We start from the raw sequence: 16,055 nt of genomic DNA, 5'->3' as shown, positions 1-16,055 counted from the left end.
AAAATTGTAGAATAACATAAATTATATGTTATTAAAATTTAGTTAGTAAGATATTTAAATTTAACAACATTAAACGATAATTAAACATAATAATACTTTAATGGTTAGATTTTAATGAGTTACTAAAGAGGATAATCGTATTGTTATAGATATCATACAATTTTTATATACAGCAAAGACTGTGAAAGGGGAACTAAAAGTGATAACACTAAAAGAATTATTAGCAATAACAATAAAACAGAATGCTTCAGATTTACATTTAACTGTGGGGGTACCTCCGGTTATAAGAGTAAATGGACAATTAAAGCATATAGGAAATGAAAAACTACAACCTGCGGATACTGAGGTTTATGCTAAAGAAATTTCAGGAGAATACTACGATCATTACATAAAAATAGGAGAATTAGACACATCTTTTTCGGTGTCAGGAATTGGAAGGTTTAGAGTTAACTTATTCAAGCAAAGAGGAAGTTCGGCAATTGCAATAAGAGTCGTTGGATTAAAAATTCCTACGTTAAATGAACTTCAATTTCCGTCTGTTATAAAGGAACTTATATCCAACCAAAGAGGACTTGTATTAGTAACTGGTCCAACAGGTTCCGGTAAAAGTACGACTTTGGCTGCAATGATAAATGAAATTAATTCTAGTAGAGCAGCTCATATAATTACTCTTGAGGATCCAATTGAGTATTTGCATAAGCATAATAAATCTATAATAAATCAAAGAGAAATAGGAAAGGATAGCTTAAGCTATGCTAATGCCCTTAAATCTGTCTTAAGAGAAGATCCTGACGTTATTCTTGTAGGAGAAATGAGGGATTTGGAGACTATATCCATTGCCTTAACTGCCGCAGAAACAGGACATCTAGTGTTATCAACACTACATACAATAGGTGCAGCTAAAACTATTGATAGAATAATAGATGTGTTTCCTCCATATCAGCAGCAACAGATTAAGATACAGCTAGCAGCAGTTATTCAAGGTATAATATCTCAGCAGCTTTTACCTAAATCTGATGGGGATGGAAGAGTTGCAGCGGTAGAAATAATGGTTGCAAATGCTGCAATACAGAATATGATTAGAGAAGGAAAAACTCATCAGCTTCAATCATCAATACAAACTGGAGGAAAATATGGAATGAAGACTATGGATATGTCTTTATCCGAACTCTATAAAAAGGGATTAGTATCATATGAATCTGCACTGAGTTATGCATCAGATAGAGATATGCTCTCCAGAATTATTTCACTCTAGTGAATAATAATTTGTTTTTCAATAGTGTAAAAATTATAACATAAAATAAAAATAGGACCTTTAAGGTCCTGTTTTTATTAAAATATGAAATAATCAAGCATTTTTAAGCAATATTGATCTTTTTTATGGTTATCCTTATCAACTTCCTTTGAAACTTCTATTTCAGTATTTGGCATATTAACATTTTCAACTTTTTCAATAGTAGTGTTCATAATAAATCCTCCTCAAAATTAAATCATTAAAATTTAATATTAGAGGATCTATCCAAATGACTCATCTTTTTTATGAAGCCTTCTCAAATCGATATAAAAGATCAGTTCGTAGCGCCTCATAAGGCTCTACCCCCTTTTCTAGTACTGTACTATAACAATAATGTATAGTTATATTAACTATATGATACCACATAGGTCACTTAATCACAAACAAGCCATAGGGTCTTAAAGTAAATTAAAATTGAAAAAAATTGTAATAATAAAAATTAACTTGATTTATAATATGTTTTTCTATATTTAACTCATAATTAATCATATTTTTGATTACATATTAGAAGACTATTAAATAAAGCTATAAATTTTAAATTTGCAGTTAGCGAATAAATAAATTTAATAAATTTATTATAAATTCTATAGTAATTAATATGTATTTATGCTAAAATAACTTTGAATTAGGGGGGATTGATAGTGAGCATATTTAAAGAAATAATCAATGATACCTCTTGGATCCTAACACATATAGTATACGCTGTAACAATATATTACTTATTAGTATCTTTCTTTGGTATATACAAAAAAGATGAACATGAAGAGGTAGAACCTAAGAAGAGCTTTGCACTGATTGTGGCTGCGCACAATGAGGAAATTGTTATTGGAGATATAGTTGAAAGTTTAAAAAGGCTTGAGTATCCGAGTGAACTATATGATATATTTGTAATTGCTGACAACTGTAAAGATAAGACTGCACAAAAAGCTAGAGAAAAAGGCGCTATAGTATACGAAAGAACAAATAAGGAAAAAAGAGGCAAGGGTTATGCGTTAGAGTGGATGTTCGATAAAATATTTAATATGGAGAAAAAATATGATGCTGTAGCAATATTTGATGCTGATAATTTAGCTCATAGAGATTTTCTGAAAGAGATGAACAAAAAGCTCTGCGAAGGGTATAAAGTAGTTCAAGGTTACCTTGATAGCAAGAATCCAGAGGATACATGGATTACCGGAAGTTATTCCATAGCCTTTTGGACTTGCAATAGAATGTTTCAATTGGCAAGAAGCAATATGGGATTGTCCAGTCAATTAGGTGGCACAGGGTTCTGTATTGATACGGATATACTTAAGGAACTAGGTTGGGGGGCTACCTGTTTAACAGAGGACTTAGAGTTTACCTGCAAGCTGGTTCTGCATGGACATAAAGTAGGTTGGGCACACAATGCAATAATATATGACGAAAAACCTTTGACATTAGCACAGTCATGGTGGCAGAGAAAAAGATGGATGCAGGGTTTTGCAGATGTATCAAGTAGATACTTTTTCAAGCTTATTAAAAGGTCAATATCTAAAGGCAGTTTTGTTGCATTAGATTGTGCTCTATATAGTATACAGCCTATAGTAACAATTCTGCTTGGCATATCAGCTGTAGCTGGAGTTGTTAAATCTAGTATGGAAGCCCTTAGCATGATATCTAATTTTAATTTAACAATATATACTATTGATTTTGATTTGATTAAAATAGCTGCTATATTACTTGCAGTATTTCAATTTGTATATACGCCGTTTATATTAATACTAGAGAAAAAGCTTAATTTGAAAGTATTTTTATATTATTTGATATATCCTATATATGCTATTACATGGTTCCCAATTTCTGTACAGGGAATTATAGATAAGAATAATAAGGAATGGAGTCATACATTACATACTAGAAGTATACCGATAAATGATTTAGAAAAAGCAAATTAGTTAGGAAGGATAATAAATCCTTCCTTTTTGATTTTACGGAGCAAAAAGAGCAGATATTTAACTATATTTGAGATTTTATTAAAATATGATAAAATATAAGAGGAAAAATAAATTTTCTGTTGAATATATACTTTGATGGTTCTCTAACAAGGGGGGAAAGAGGCTTAATGAATGAATATATAATTGGAATAGACGTCGGATCATCAAAAATATGTGCCGCTGCCGGAAAAGTAGATAAGTATGGAAGAATGCAAATAATGGGAATAACATCGGCAAATTGTAATGGGGTAAAAAAAGGAATTGTTGTTGATATAGATAAAACTTCTGAATCAATAAAACAGTGTATTGACTCACTGGAAAGAATGGTTGACACTAAGATTACAGAAGCTTATATATGCCTTCCAGGAGGAATCTGTGAATTAGTATGGAATAAAGGTGTGGTAGCTGTAGCTTCAGAAGATAGAGAAATAAAAGAGAACGATATAAAAAGAGTTTTAAAAGCATCTAAAATAATTACAATTCCGTCCGATAAAGAAATCGTAGGTGTAATACCAGAGCAGTATATAATAGATGGGTATGATAAGATAAAGGATCCAGTTGGAATGAGCGGGTTAAGGTTGGAGGTAGATGCTCAAATTATTTTAGCCCAAAGTACTGTGGTTAACAATCTTTTTAAAAGTATAAGTAAAGCTGAGATTAAGGTTTTAGGCATAGTACTTCAACCTTTAGCAATATCTCAAGTTGCACTAAAAGAGGAAGAGATTCAAAGAGGAATTGCACTTGTTGATGTAGGTGCACAATCTACTGATATTTATATCTATGAAGGTAGTAATTTAGTTAGTATAGATACAATACCATTAGGTGGCAACACAATAACTAATGATATTGCTTTATGCTTAAAGCTACCCTTCTCAGAAGCTGAAAAATTAAAAATCAAATATGGAAGCGTTGGAGAAGAATCAATTAGCTGTGACTCACCGATAGAGGTTAATGTTGATTATAATGGCAAAGTACATGTAGATTATTTTATGCTAAAACAAATAATAGAAGCTAGAATAGAGGAAATACTTTACCTTATAGATCAGAAAATTAAATGTAGCGATCTCTATGAAAAAGTTTCTGGTGTAGTATTAGTTGGAGGTGGACTAGCCTTAATCAAGGGCATAGAAGGGTTTAGTAAGCATATATTAGAAAAACCGATTAGGGTAGGAGCACCTGAATATATTGGAGCAGCAAGCCCATTATATGCATCTGCAGTGGGAATAGTTAAAGACGTTGCAGATTCTATAAAAGATAAAGGGTTTATGACTGAGGTGAAAAAAGAAAGTGAAAACAGTAATAGAGAATGGACTGAAGAACGAGACAAAAAAGATAATAATAATGGATTTGTATCAAAAATAAAAGAGTTTTTTACAGATTTTTTCTAAATAAGGAGGTAGTATTGTGCTAGATTTTGATGTTGATGTTCAACAATTTGCTAATATAAAGGTTATAGGCTGCGGTGGTGGCGGTAATAATGCTGTTAACAGAATGATAAAAGAAGGGTTAAAGAATGTGGAGTTCATATCTGTAAATACAGATAAGCAAGCTTTAATGCTTTCACAAGCATCACAAAAAATACAGATTGGCGATAAGCTTACTAAGGGGCTAGGTGCAGGAGCTAATCCTGAAATTGGACAAAAAGCTGCTGATGAAAGTAAAGATGAAATTTCTCAGGCAATAAAAGGTGCCGACATGGTATTTATTACTGCAGGAATGGGAGGAGGAACTGGTACTGGAGCGGCTCCTGTAATTGCAGAAATAGCTAAATCAATGGGCATATTAACAGTTGGTGTAGTAACAAAGCCTTTTCCTTTTGAAGGCAGAAAAAGAATGTTGCATGCGGAAATGGGAATTAAAAACTTAAAAGATAGAGTGGATACATTAGTTACTATTCCAAATGAAAGATTATTAAGCATAGTTGATAAGAAAACAACATTAATGGAATCATTTAAATATGCTGACGATGTTTTAAGGCAGGGTGTTCAAGGTATATCAGACTTAATAACAATACCAGGTCTTGTTAATCTTGACTTTGCCGATGTTAGAACTATAATGATTGACAAAGGTCTTGCACATATGGGTGTAGGAAGAGGTACGGGAGATAACAGAGCTCAGGAAGCTGCTAAACAGGCTATATCCAGTCCATTATTAGAAACTTCAATAGTAGGAGCAACAGGGGTTCTCTTAAATATAACTGGTGGATCAGATTTAGGACTTTTAGAGATAAATGAAGCTGCTGAGATAGTACAAGAAGCTGCAGACCCGGATGCAAATATCATATTCGGTGCAGTTATAGATGAAAATATTAAAGATGAAATAAGAATTACTGTAATTGCTACTGGTTTTGAAACTGAAAGAATTCAACATAAAAATGAACCAGCTGCAAAACCTCACACAACACAACCACAACCACAACCTGTTACATATGCACATAATAAAGATGAAGCAGCAGCAACAGTAGAATATAAAAATTATGATGAAAATAATTTAGAAATACCAGCATTTTTGAGAAGACAAAGAAAATAATATTAAAAGATGCAATAAAACCGCTTATAGCTATGATGTTATAAGTGGTTTTTATTTTTGATTTAATTAAGGGAACTCCTGCTCTTTATTTCTTAGGAGTACTCACTGAGTAAGGGATTCACTCAAAATTAGCACTCTGCGTAAGTGACTATCACCAAATCATAGATTTGGGATATCTACTCAAGATTTTAGATATCTACTTATTGATCAATAAAAAATTTTATAAATTATAAGATTCATAAAGATATAAACGAAAATAAGTTGACATATTATGGAAAATAAAAAATGTTTTTTTTATTATAAAATGACAAAATTTTGAAATAAATAGTTATATAATAAAAATAAATAATTACAAAGGAATGGTGGAGGTGAAAGCGGTTTTTGGTTATATATTTAGATGTCTTGCTTTTTGAAAATTTAATAGTGAATTTATTTTTGCTTCATGTAACAGCTCGCACAGTAAGAATAAAAGTAAAATTCAGATACATGCTATTTGCAGCAACAATTGGTAGTATGTATGTAATGACTTTGCTTTATCCAAAACTAAGGGTATTCTCCACAGTTCCATTTAAAATTGTTGTTGCAATGATAATAATACTTGTTACCTTTAGAAAAATAAATGTTCTATTTAATTTAAAAGCGTTAACTATTTTTATTTTATACTCTATGCTTCTTGCGGGAATATGTATTTTTATCCAATTTAATCAAGGATATAATATCGGGTATTCAGCTATTGTAAATTTTTCCTATAAAAAACTTATGGTTTCTCTAATGATAATATATATGCTAATTGAGAGGATAATAGTTTACATTAAAGATAGAAAAAATTTAAGTACATTAATTTATAGTGTTGATATTATATTGAAAGATTCAAAGAAAAATGTTAAAGCTTTTTTAGATACTGGTAATGAATTAAGAGAACCAGCTACTAACCTACCTGTAATTATAGTTGAAAAATCAATATTTTATGATGTAAATTTAAGTTCTTACGATAGATTTTATATTCCTTATAAAGTTGTAAATGGACAAGGTGGAAGTCTTCAAGGGTTCAAGCCAGAATGTGTAAAGATAAGTGAGGGAAAAAATTCCATAGATAAAGAAGTTATAGTTGCTTTTTGTGAAGGGCATCTAAGTGATATTAACGACTATCAAGCACTTTTATCTAGAGGGGTTATTATGTAAGATTAATTAATTAGTTTGGAGGGTATTTATGATAAAATTGAAAATATTATTAAATAGAATACTTGCAAAATTTAAGCTGTTTGTAAAAAATGTTTACTATATAGGGGGGAATGATGTTCTTCCTCCACCACTCAGCAAAAAAGAAGAAGATGATTTAGTTGCAAGACTTGTAAATGGGGATGAAAGTGTACGTTCTATACTTATAGAGAGAAATTTAAGGTTAGTAGTTTATATTGCAAGAAAGTTCGAAAATACTGGGGTGAATGTTGAAGATCTGGTATCAGTAGGAACAATAGGACTTATAAAAGCAGTTAATACTTTTGATCCAGATAAAAAAATAAAATTAGCTACATATGCATCAAGATGTATTGAAAATGAAATACTTATGTATTTGAGAAGAAATAGTAAGGTTAAGGCAGAAATCTCTTTCTATGAGCCCTTAAATATTGATTGGGATGGAAATGAGTTGCTTTTATCTGATATTTTAGGAACTGATAATGATGTTGTATATAACTTAATAGAAGATGAAGTAGACAAACAACTTTTGATGGTAGCGATGAAAAAATTAAGCGATAGAGAAAAAGAAATAGTAAATTTAAGATTTGGATTAAATGGACAAGGTGAGAAGACTCAGAAAGAAGTAGCAGACATGCTTGGTATTTCTCAATCTTATATTTCTAGATTAGAAAAAAGAATAATAAAAAGATTAAAGAAAGAAATAAATAAAATGTTATAAGGTTGTCTTTAGTATAAAATTCAGCTTCTTAGTAAATAATTAAAATGCGAATATTCTAAAGGGGCTGATAACTTTATGATAATTAATAAAGTTGAAATTTGCGGTGTAAACACAGCAAAACTACCAGTTTTGAAAGAAGATGAGATGAGAAAACTACTATACAGAATGAAGGACGGAGATAACGAATCAAGAGAAAAGTTTATTAAAGGTAACTTAAGACTAGTATTAAGTGTAATTCAAAGATTTAATAACAGAGGGGAAAATGTTGATGATTTATTTCAAGTAGGATGTATTGGTCTAATTAAGGCAATAGACAATTTTGATTTAAATCAAAATGTTAAATTCTCCACTTATGCTGTTCCTATGATTATTGGTGAAATAAGAAGATATTTGAGAGACAATAATTCAATAAGGGTAAGCAGATCCTTGAGAGATATTGCTTATAGAGCTTTACAAATAAGAGATAAATTAATAGGAGAAAATAATAAGGAGCCTACCATATCACAAATAGCTAAGGAGTTGAAAGTACCAAGAGAGGAGGTAGTCTTTGCCTTAGACGCTATTCAAGATCCAGTGTCACTTTTTGAACCGATATATCATGATGGAGGAGATGCAATTTATGTAATGGATCAAATAAGTGACAATAAAAACTTAGACGATAGCTGGTTAGAAAACATAGCTATTAAGGAAGCAATGAAAAAATTAAATGATAGAGAAAAGCTTATACTTAATCTAAGATTTTTCGATGGAAGAACTCAAATGGAAGTAGCCGATGAAATAGGAATATCACAAGCGCAGGTCTCTAGACTAGAAAAAACTGCACTAAGACATATGAGAAAATATGTATAAGTTAAGCAATTATTTTACTTATTTATAATTATTGATTATGAGCTGAGAATATGGTTTAGTCATATTCTCGGCTTTATTTTTTTTGTTTTGGTACTGAATAATAGGTAATGTTCATATATTTAATAATAAAAGAATAATGGAGGATATAAATATGCAGGATGAAAAGTCGTTACATTCTCTAGGAAATTTAAGATCCATGGAAATCGTAGATATTAATACTGGTGCAAAGTTAGGCTTTATAAAAGATTTAAAAATAGATTGTGATGAGAGCAAGATAATATCTATTATATTACCATCGCATAGAGCATCTTGGTTTGGGAAAAATGATGATATCGAAATTCCATGGCAGAATGTAAAAAAAATAGGAGTGGATGTTGTACTAGTTGATGGAGGAGAGTATATACTAAGAGAATAGAAAAACATAGTAGAATTTTATATAAAAAAGTGTATAATGATTATATATAAATATTACATAAGTATAATAATAAATATAATAAACTAGAAGGACGTGAAGAAAATTGAGGTGCCCTTACTGTGGCTATGGAGAAAGTAAAGTTGTTGATTCTAGGTCCACTGAAGATGATATGTCTACAAGAAGACGTAGAGAATGTTTAAGTTGCAGCAAGAGATATACAACTTATGAAAAGGTTGAGAACATTCCAATATTAGTAATAAAGAAAAATATGAATAGAGAATATTTTGATAGGACTAAGATAATTAATGGGCTTATAAAGGCTTGTCAGAAAAGACCAGTATCAAGGCAACAAATAGAGAACATAGCAGATGAAATAGAGAAGAAGATTAATAATAAAATGTTTACCGAGGTAAGTTCGGAGTATATTGGTGAACTAATAATGGAAAATCTAAAAAAGCTAGATGAAGTAGCCTATGTAAGATTCGCTTCAGTATATAGGCAGTTCAAGGATATAAATACTTTTATGGAAGAGATTAAGAACTTAATTCAAAATAAATGATATGCAATAATTGCATATCATTTATTTATTTAAGGCATCTTGAAAAAAATAATTAGGCAGTTTTATAGTCTATTTTGCGTAATACTACGTTGGAAGAACCCTTAAAAGTAAATTTGGTTCAAAAAATCTTGCTTAATTATTCTGTTAAATATAAGTTAATATAGTTAAAAGTTAATAGTTTTTGTGGCAATAATAATAAAGAATGTTAAAATATAATTAAAAATTGTTAAAGAAGTTTTAGGGAGGATTATAATGGAGGAATTTTTGATTGAAAATTATAAATTTATAAAAATATCTTTAGAAGAAGCTGAAATGGTATTTTCAACAGCTGAAAATGATCTGGATTTTAATAAAGGTACGGAAAAAGGAAGAAGAAATTTAGAAAATATTAAAAGTTGGTTTAATGTAGATAAGGTTGGATTTGTAGATCAAGTACATGGAGATTCTATTATAGTTTATGATGAAAATACTTATGAGGCAGATGCGCTGGTCACAGATTTAAAGCATATAGCAATAGGTGTTTTTACAGCAGATTGTGTTCCAATTTTATTATATGACAGAAAGAATAAAGCGATAGCTGCAGTTCATAGTGGATGGAAGGGAACTTTTGAATGTATTTTACTGAAAACTATAGAGAAAATGGAGAAAAAGTTTGGAACTAAAGGAGAGGATATTATAGCAGGTATTGGACCGCATAATCGTCAATGTTGCTATGAAGTTGGAGAAGAAATTGTTTCTAAATTTAAGAACTGTGAAACATATAAAAATATAAATTTGTTTAGCGGAAGAAATTTAAGTATGACAGATTGTATAAAACATCAATTAAAATTAAAAGGTGTAACAGATAGTAATGTTCATGATATAAATATCTGTACTTTTTGTAGCAAAGATCCTGTAATGCACTCTTATAGGAAAAATAAAAATGGTGGAAGAATGTTTTCTTTTGTGTTATTAAAGTAAACTTTAATAACACTATAATATGAGTCTAGGAGGTTAAGTTATGGCAGAAGAAAAAATACTTATTGTTGATGATGAAGAACATATAAGAGAATTGATTAAGTTTAACTTAGAGAATAATGGATATAAAACTATTTGTGCTGATAATGGTTTAGATGGACTAAGAATAGCCAAGGAGGAAAACTTACAGTTGATTCTTCTTGATTTAATGCTTCCAGGTATGGATGGGTACGATGTTTGTAAGGAGATAAGAAGAGATACTAATATTTCCACTACACCGATAATAATGATAACTGCTAAGGGTGAGGAATTTGATAAGGTTTTAGGCTTAGAGCTTGGAGCCGATGACTATATAACAAAACCCTTTTCTATAAGAGAACTTTTAGCAAGAGTAAAGGCTATTTTAAGAAGAACAAATATAAAACCTATAGATAATTCCTATAATTTTGGAAAAGTAAATATAGATTTTGAAAAGCATGAAGTTACAAAAGATGGAGAAAAAATAGATTTAACTTTAAAGGAATTTGAGCTTCTTGAAATATTGATAAAAAATAAGGGAAGGGTCATGACGAGAGATTTCCTGTTAGATAAAATTTGGGGATATGAGTATATTGGAGAAACTAGAACCGTGGATGTGCATATAAGACATTTGAGACAGAAAATAGAGGAAGATGATAAAAGTCCTAAATATATTGAGACTATTCGAGGAATTGGTTATAGGTTTAATTCAGGAGATTGATTGGTGGTATAAATGAAAAAGAAATTAATGTTATCTATGCTGGCTACTTTGATTTTTGGTATGCTTATTATTACCACATTGTTTATATTTATTGAGAACTATCAATACAAGGAAAACATTAAGGAAATCTTAAAAGCCAACAATGATATAATAATAAACGTTTTAAAAAATGAAAACATATCAAATAAACAAGCGTTTTTTAAAGAAAATTTTAAGAATGAGGCTGTTAGGGAGACTTTTATAGATAAAAATGGCAAGGTGTTAAGTGATTCAATTGCAAATCCGGAAGATATGGATAATCATAATAGTAGAAAAGAGATACAAGATGCGAGGAAATACGGAGATGGATATAGTGTAAGACATAGCTTTACGCTAGGACAGGATACAGTATATTTTGCAACTGTATTTGGAGACGGTTATGTAGTAAGAAGTTCTGTAACTATACAGGCAATTAGAGGAATTGAAGGTAAATATTTTAAGTATTATTTGGCGATTATTATTCTTTCTATTATTCTTTCTATAATATTTGCTTCTAAATTATCTCACTCTATTGTGAGACCTATAAGGAATTTGGAGTTTACAACTTCTAGAATAGCTCAGGGAGAACTGTATAGAAGGGTAAATATATATTCTAATAATGAAATTGGGCAGCTAGGGAAAACCTTTAATAATATGGCGGATAAGCTACAAGAGACAATAAAAGATTCTTTAGATAAGCAAAATAAGCTGGAAGCTATACTACGAAGCATGGATAGTGGGGTTATTGCAATAGATAAAAATAGCAAGGTTATTATGGTAAATCCTTATGCTAAAAGAATATTTGGTATAAATAAAGACATCATAGGCGAAAAGCTTATGGATAATATAAGAGATTTTGAATTTGAAGATATATTTAATAATATTAACGATGAGTTTAGAGAATTAAAGATATTATGGCCAAAAGAAAGAGAGTTGAGGGTCAGAACAGCGGATATTATAAGAGGTAAAGAAAAAATAGGCACAGTGGCAGTAGTCAATGATATTACTGATATTAAGAGGCTTGAAAATATGCGCTCTCAATTTGTTGCAAATGTTTCACATGAGCTTAAAACCCCGCTTACTTCCATAAAAGGTTTTGCTGAAACATTAAAATATGTGGATGATCCAGTAAATAGAGAAAAGTTTTTGGATATAATAAATGATGAAGCAGATAGATTGACAAGGCTAATTAATGATATTTTAACTTTATCTAATATAGAAAATGAAATAGATGAAAAAGTAGAAGAGATTAAAGTAAATGACATCGTTAAAGATGTATACTACTTAATGAAGAATACTGCAGATAAGAAGAATATTAGATTACTTACTGCTGTAGAAGATGTTCCTAATTTATTTGGCAATAGTGATAGATTTAAGCAGATGATTATTAATTTGGTAGATAACGCTATAAAGTACACAGATAATAATGGTACAGTAAAAGTTGGAACAAAATATGAGAATAAAGAATGTATCATATGGGTTGAGGATACAGGAGTAGGAATACCTAAAGAGCATATTGGAAGATTGTTTGAGAGATTCTATAGAGTGGATAAGGCTAGATCCAGAGTTCAAGGGGGAACTGGTTTAGGGTTGGCTATAGTCAAACATATAGTAATGGTTTTTAATGGCATAATCGAAGTAGAAAGTGAAGTTAATAAAGGAAGTAAATTTGTTGTTAAAATTCCTTGTAAAGCTCATAAGTAAACTTAATATGTTAAGTTAATGTTAAGTTTAACAATATAATCGTTGATTGAATATTTGTAAAAAGACCTTTGAAAATAGTGTTTTCAAAGGTCTTTTTATATTAAGATGTACACAAATATAAATTATGAATTGTTAATTTTACTTAACCTGTGCATAATAATAGGTTAACTTTAAGGGTATATTATAGTACATGTACAAAACAGTGCACAAAATTTCGAGGAGGGTTTACTATAATGAAAAAAAGAAGTTTAAAAGTTATTATAGCTGCTATGGCGATAACAGTTGTGGCAGGAGCTTTTGTTGGATGTGGATCCAAACAGGAAGCAGCTAAGCCAGAAAGTAGTAAAACAGCGTCAGGTTCTATAACTCTTGCAGGTTCAACAGCACTTCAACCATTAGCTGAGCAAGCTGGAAAAAAATTCACAGAGAAGAACTCAGGTGCAACAATTAATGTTCAAGGTGGCGGAAGTGGTACTGGATTAAAATTAGTTTCAGAAGGAACAGCGGATATAGGAAACTCTGATATAGCAGCAGAAACAAAACTAGGTGCAGATAAGGCAAAAGAACTAGTTGATCATAAAGTATGTGCAATAGGGTTTGCAATGGTAATTAACAAAGATGTTAAGGTAGATAGCTTAACAAAGGATCAAATACAGAAAATATTTACTGGTGAAATTACTAATTGGAAAGAAGTTGGTGGAGATGATGAGGCAATAAACTTAATACACAGACCTGGCTCATCAGGGACTAGAGCAACATTTAAAAATACAGTAATGGGCGGAAAAGATGAAAAAGATAGTTTAGGAATAACTCAAGACTCAAATGGTAGTGTTGAAAAGTCAATTGAGTCAACAAAAGGATCTATAAGCTATTTAGCACTATCATATTTAACAGATGAAGTTAAGAAAAACGTAAAGGTAGTTAAAATAGACGGAGTAGAAGCAAACAAAGATAACATAACATCAGGAAAATATTCATTCTGGTCTTATGAACATATGTATACTAAAGGCGAAGCTAAAGATTTATCAAAAGCATTTATTGAATATATGACAAGTGAAGAGAATAGACCTTTAATTGAAAAATTAGGATACATTCCAGCAAGTGATATTAAAACAAAGTAGTTTAGTAGCTGGCTGCTAAAGCGGCCAGCTTTTTAAACTGTAACCCAAAGCAAAAATATAAAAAGTATATATAAATTCAACTTTTATGCAAAGTTAAGAGTTAAGCTAGCTTAAATATTTAAATGGCTTAGCTTTGCATAAAAGCTGAAAGATTTTAATATAGATAAATCTATTAAGCTGTTATTTAAAAAAATATTAATAGTAGAGGTTGGTAATATGAAGGAAAGGACATTATGGCAAAAATTAAAAAGTGAATATATAGGAAGAGGGTTTGCCTTGTTTTGTGGTTTACTAATAGTAGCTTTAACTATTAGTATAATTATTTTTGTAGCATCAAAAGGGTTAAACACTTTTACTAAGCATGGATATTCATTAACAAACTTTTTGTTTAGCTCGGAGTGGAGTCCGGAAGGTGATAATCCTAAACTTGGTGCTCTTATATTTATTACAGGATCTACTTTTGTTTCTATAGGTGCTGTAATTATAAGTGCTCCGATAGGTATTGCATTAGCTGTATTTATGAATTATATATCTCCAAGAATAGGAGAGAAAGTACTGCAACCTGCACTTGAATTATTCGTCGGAATTCCATCAGTTGTATATGGTTGGATTGGATTTAGTGTATTGTTACCTTTTATAAAAAAAGGCTTTGGCGGAATAGGTTTCAGCTTAATAGCAGGTATTTTAGTTTTAAGTATTATGATTCTTCCAACTATAGCTAGCATATCTTCTGATGCAGTAAAAACTATACCTAAAAGTTATTTAGAAGCTTCTTATGGACTAGGGGCTACTAGATGGCAAACAATAAGCAAGGTAATAGTACCAGCAGCTAAAAACGGAATCTTAACAGGTGTAGTTTTAGGACTGGCAAGAGCATTTGGAGAGGCTTTGGCTGTGCAAATGGTTATAGGTAACTCTATAAAATTTGCAAAGAACTTATTAAGTCCTACAGCTACTTTAACAAGTATTCTTACTATGGATATGGGAAATACGGTAGGAGGAACTGCATGGAATGATGCACTATGGTCTCTTGCATTTTTACTTCTAATCATATCTTTTGTATTTATATTGATAGTAAGAGCTATTGGAAAAAGAGGTGAAAGTAGATAATGGATGCAAAATTAAAAGATAGGATATGGACAACAATTTTATATGGCATATCAATATTTGTTGTAGTGCTTTTAGTAGCCTTAATTGGATATATATTATTTAAAGGGGGAGATTGTCTTAAGCCATCCTTTCTATTTGGAAATCCAAAGATAGGAGAAGCTGGCGGAGGTATTGGTCCTCAACTCTTTAACTCCTTTTATATGTTGATTGTATCTTTAGTTATAACAGTACCTTTTGGCGTTGGAGCAGGAATATACTTAGCGGAGTATGCTAAAGAGGGAGTCATACTTAACTTTGTAAGATTGTGTATTGAAACTATGGCATCTCTTCCTTCTATAGTAGTTGGATTATTTGGTCTCTTGGTGTTTGTTAATATGACTCACTGGGGATTTACATTGCTTTCAGGTGCACTTGCTATAACGGTATTAAATCTACCAGCACTAACAAGAGTTAGCGAAAATGCAATAAGAGAAGCAGGAAAGCCCGTTAAAGAAGCAAGTTTGGGGCTTGGTGCAACACAGTGGCAGACTATAGTAAGAGTTGTTCTTCCTTCAGCTATTCCACAGATTTTAACAGGAATAATACTTGCAGCTGGAAGAATATTTGGTGAAGCAGCAGCATTGCTTTATACAGCGGGAATGAGTGCGCCAATACTTCATTTTAATAATTTTAGTTTAATTGAAAAAACATCTCCATTTAGTCTTATGAGACCAGCGGAAACTTTAGCGGTTTATATATGGAAATTGAACTCAGAAGGTATGGTTCCAGATGCTGCTCAAATAGCAAATAGAGCCTCGGCAGTTCTAATTATAATGGTATTATTGTTTAACGTATCTGCTAGAATAATTGGTAAGAAAATATATCAATCTTATGCAGGTAAGAAATAA

General features: G+C 30.8%; 16 protein-coding genes. 15 read left to right on the top strand and 1 reads right to left on the bottom strand.

Features of this window, described 5'->3' with window-relative positions:
- Nucleotides 1-199: 199 nt before the first annotated feature.
- The gene (locus ACZ5N4_RS20105; RefSeq protein ID WP_464204282.1) at nucleotides 200-1,255 is read left to right on the top strand and encodes a type IV pilus twitching motility protein PilT; all 1,056 of its coding nucleotides are present in this window, start codon (nucleotides 200-202) and stop codon (nucleotides 1,253-1,255) included.
- A 77-nt stretch (nucleotides 1,256-1,332) separates the two neighbouring features.
- Here ACZ5N4_RS20105 and ACZ5N4_RS20100 read toward each other — a convergent pair whose 3' ends face one another.
- Nucleotides 1,333-1,467: a hypothetical protein gene (locus ACZ5N4_RS20100; RefSeq protein WP_281395979.1), complete on the bottom strand. Its 135-nt coding sequence runs from the start codon at nucleotides 1,465-1,467 to the stop codon at nucleotides 1,333-1,335.
- A gap of 468 nt (nucleotides 1,468-1,935) precedes the next feature.
- Here ACZ5N4_RS20100 and ACZ5N4_RS20095 point away from each other — a divergent pair, with 468 nt between their 5' ends.
- The 14 genes from ACZ5N4_RS20095 (at nucleotide 1,936) to pstA (ending at nucleotide 16,055) form a co-directional block, all read left to right on the top strand.
- Nucleotides 1,936-3,210, top strand: coding sequence for a glycosyltransferase family 2 protein (locus ACZ5N4_RS20095; protein ID WP_464204281.1), 1,275 nt, complete (start codon nucleotides 1,936-1,938; stop codon nucleotides 3,208-3,210).
- A 167-nt stretch (nucleotides 3,211-3,377) separates the two neighbouring features.
- Nucleotides 3,378-4,637 (top strand): cell division protein FtsA, encoded by a 1,260-nt coding sequence (gene ftsA, locus ACZ5N4_RS20090; RefSeq protein ID WP_464204279.1) that lies wholly within the window; start codon nucleotides 3,378-3,380, stop codon nucleotides 4,635-4,637.
- Between the two features lie 16 nt (nucleotides 4,638-4,653).
- Entirely contained in the window at nucleotides 4,654-5,778 is a 1,125-nt protein-coding gene (gene ftsZ, locus ACZ5N4_RS20085; RefSeq protein ID WP_464204278.1) for a cell division protein FtsZ, read from the top strand.
- A 381-nt stretch (nucleotides 5,779-6,159) separates the two neighbouring features.
- Nucleotides 6,160-6,960 carry a sigma-E processing peptidase SpoIIGA gene (gene spoIIGA, locus ACZ5N4_RS20080; protein ID WP_464204277.1) on the top strand — a complete coding sequence of 267 codons (801 nt, stop codon included), beginning with the start codon at nucleotides 6,160-6,162 and terminating at the stop codon, nucleotides 6,958-6,960.
- 28 nt (nucleotides 6,961-6,988) lie between these two features.
- On the top strand, nucleotides 6,989-7,696 hold the full coding sequence (gene sigE / locus ACZ5N4_RS20075) for an RNA polymerase sporulation sigma factor SigE (RefSeq protein ID WP_178907930.1): 708 nt from the start codon (nucleotides 6,989-6,991) through the stop codon (nucleotides 7,694-7,696).
- Nucleotides 7,697-7,771: 75 nt separating this feature from the next.
- The gene (sigG, locus tag ACZ5N4_RS20070; protein ID WP_464204276.1) at nucleotides 7,772-8,545 is read left to right on the top strand and encodes an RNA polymerase sporulation sigma factor SigG; all 774 of its coding nucleotides are present in this window, start codon (nucleotides 7,772-7,774) and stop codon (nucleotides 8,543-8,545) included.
- 151 nt (nucleotides 8,546-8,696) lie between these two features.
- The gene (locus ACZ5N4_RS20065) at nucleotides 8,697-8,960 is read left to right on the top strand and encodes a YlmC/YmxH family sporulation protein (RefSeq protein WP_464204275.1); all 264 of its coding nucleotides are present in this window, start codon (nucleotides 8,697-8,699) and stop codon (nucleotides 8,958-8,960) included.
- A gap of 103 nt (nucleotides 8,961-9,063) precedes the next feature.
- On the top strand, nucleotides 9,064-9,519 hold the full coding sequence (nrdR, locus tag ACZ5N4_RS20060) for a transcriptional regulator NrdR (protein ID WP_178907933.1): 456 nt from the start codon (nucleotides 9,064-9,066) through the stop codon (nucleotides 9,517-9,519).
- Between the two features lie 252 nt (nucleotides 9,520-9,771).
- Nucleotides 9,772-10,479 carry a peptidoglycan editing factor PgeF gene (pgeF, locus tag ACZ5N4_RS20055; protein ID WP_464204274.1) on the top strand — a complete coding sequence of 236 codons (708 nt, stop codon included), beginning with the start codon at nucleotides 9,772-9,774 and terminating at the stop codon, nucleotides 10,477-10,479.
- A 40-nt stretch (nucleotides 10,480-10,519) separates the two neighbouring features.
- A complete protein-coding gene (locus ACZ5N4_RS20050) occupies nucleotides 10,520-11,215 on the top strand; it encodes a response regulator transcription factor (protein WP_464204273.1) in 696 nt (231 codons plus the stop codon).
- Between the two features lie 12 nt (nucleotides 11,216-11,227).
- Complete coding sequence (pnpS, locus tag ACZ5N4_RS20045; protein WP_464204272.1) at nucleotides 11,228-12,937, top strand: two-component system histidine kinase PnpS; 1,710 nt, start codon at nucleotides 11,228-11,230, stop codon at nucleotides 12,935-12,937.
- 233 nt (nucleotides 12,938-13,170) lie between these two features.
- Nucleotides 13,171-14,058 carry a phosphate ABC transporter substrate-binding protein PstS family protein gene (locus ACZ5N4_RS20040; protein ID WP_464204271.1) on the top strand — a complete coding sequence of 296 codons (888 nt, stop codon included), beginning with the start codon at nucleotides 13,171-13,173 and terminating at the stop codon, nucleotides 14,056-14,058.
- Nucleotides 14,059-14,274: 216 nt separating this feature from the next.
- On the top strand, nucleotides 14,275-15,168 hold the full coding sequence (pstC, locus tag ACZ5N4_RS20035; protein WP_464204269.1) for a phosphate ABC transporter permease subunit PstC: 894 nt from the start codon (nucleotides 14,275-14,277) through the stop codon (nucleotides 15,166-15,168).
- On the top strand, nucleotides 15,168-16,055 hold the full coding sequence (gene pstA, locus ACZ5N4_RS20030; RefSeq protein ID WP_464204268.1) for a phosphate ABC transporter permease PstA: 888 nt from the start codon (nucleotides 15,168-15,170) through the stop codon (nucleotides 16,053-16,055). Before pstC ends, pstA begins: the two co-directional genes overlap by 1 nt.

The sequence above is a fragment of the Clostridium nitrophenolicum genome (assembly GCF_055391695.1).
The sequence above is the reverse complement of the archived record's forward strand: the minus strand, read 5'-3'. Positions and strand labels throughout refer to the sequence as shown.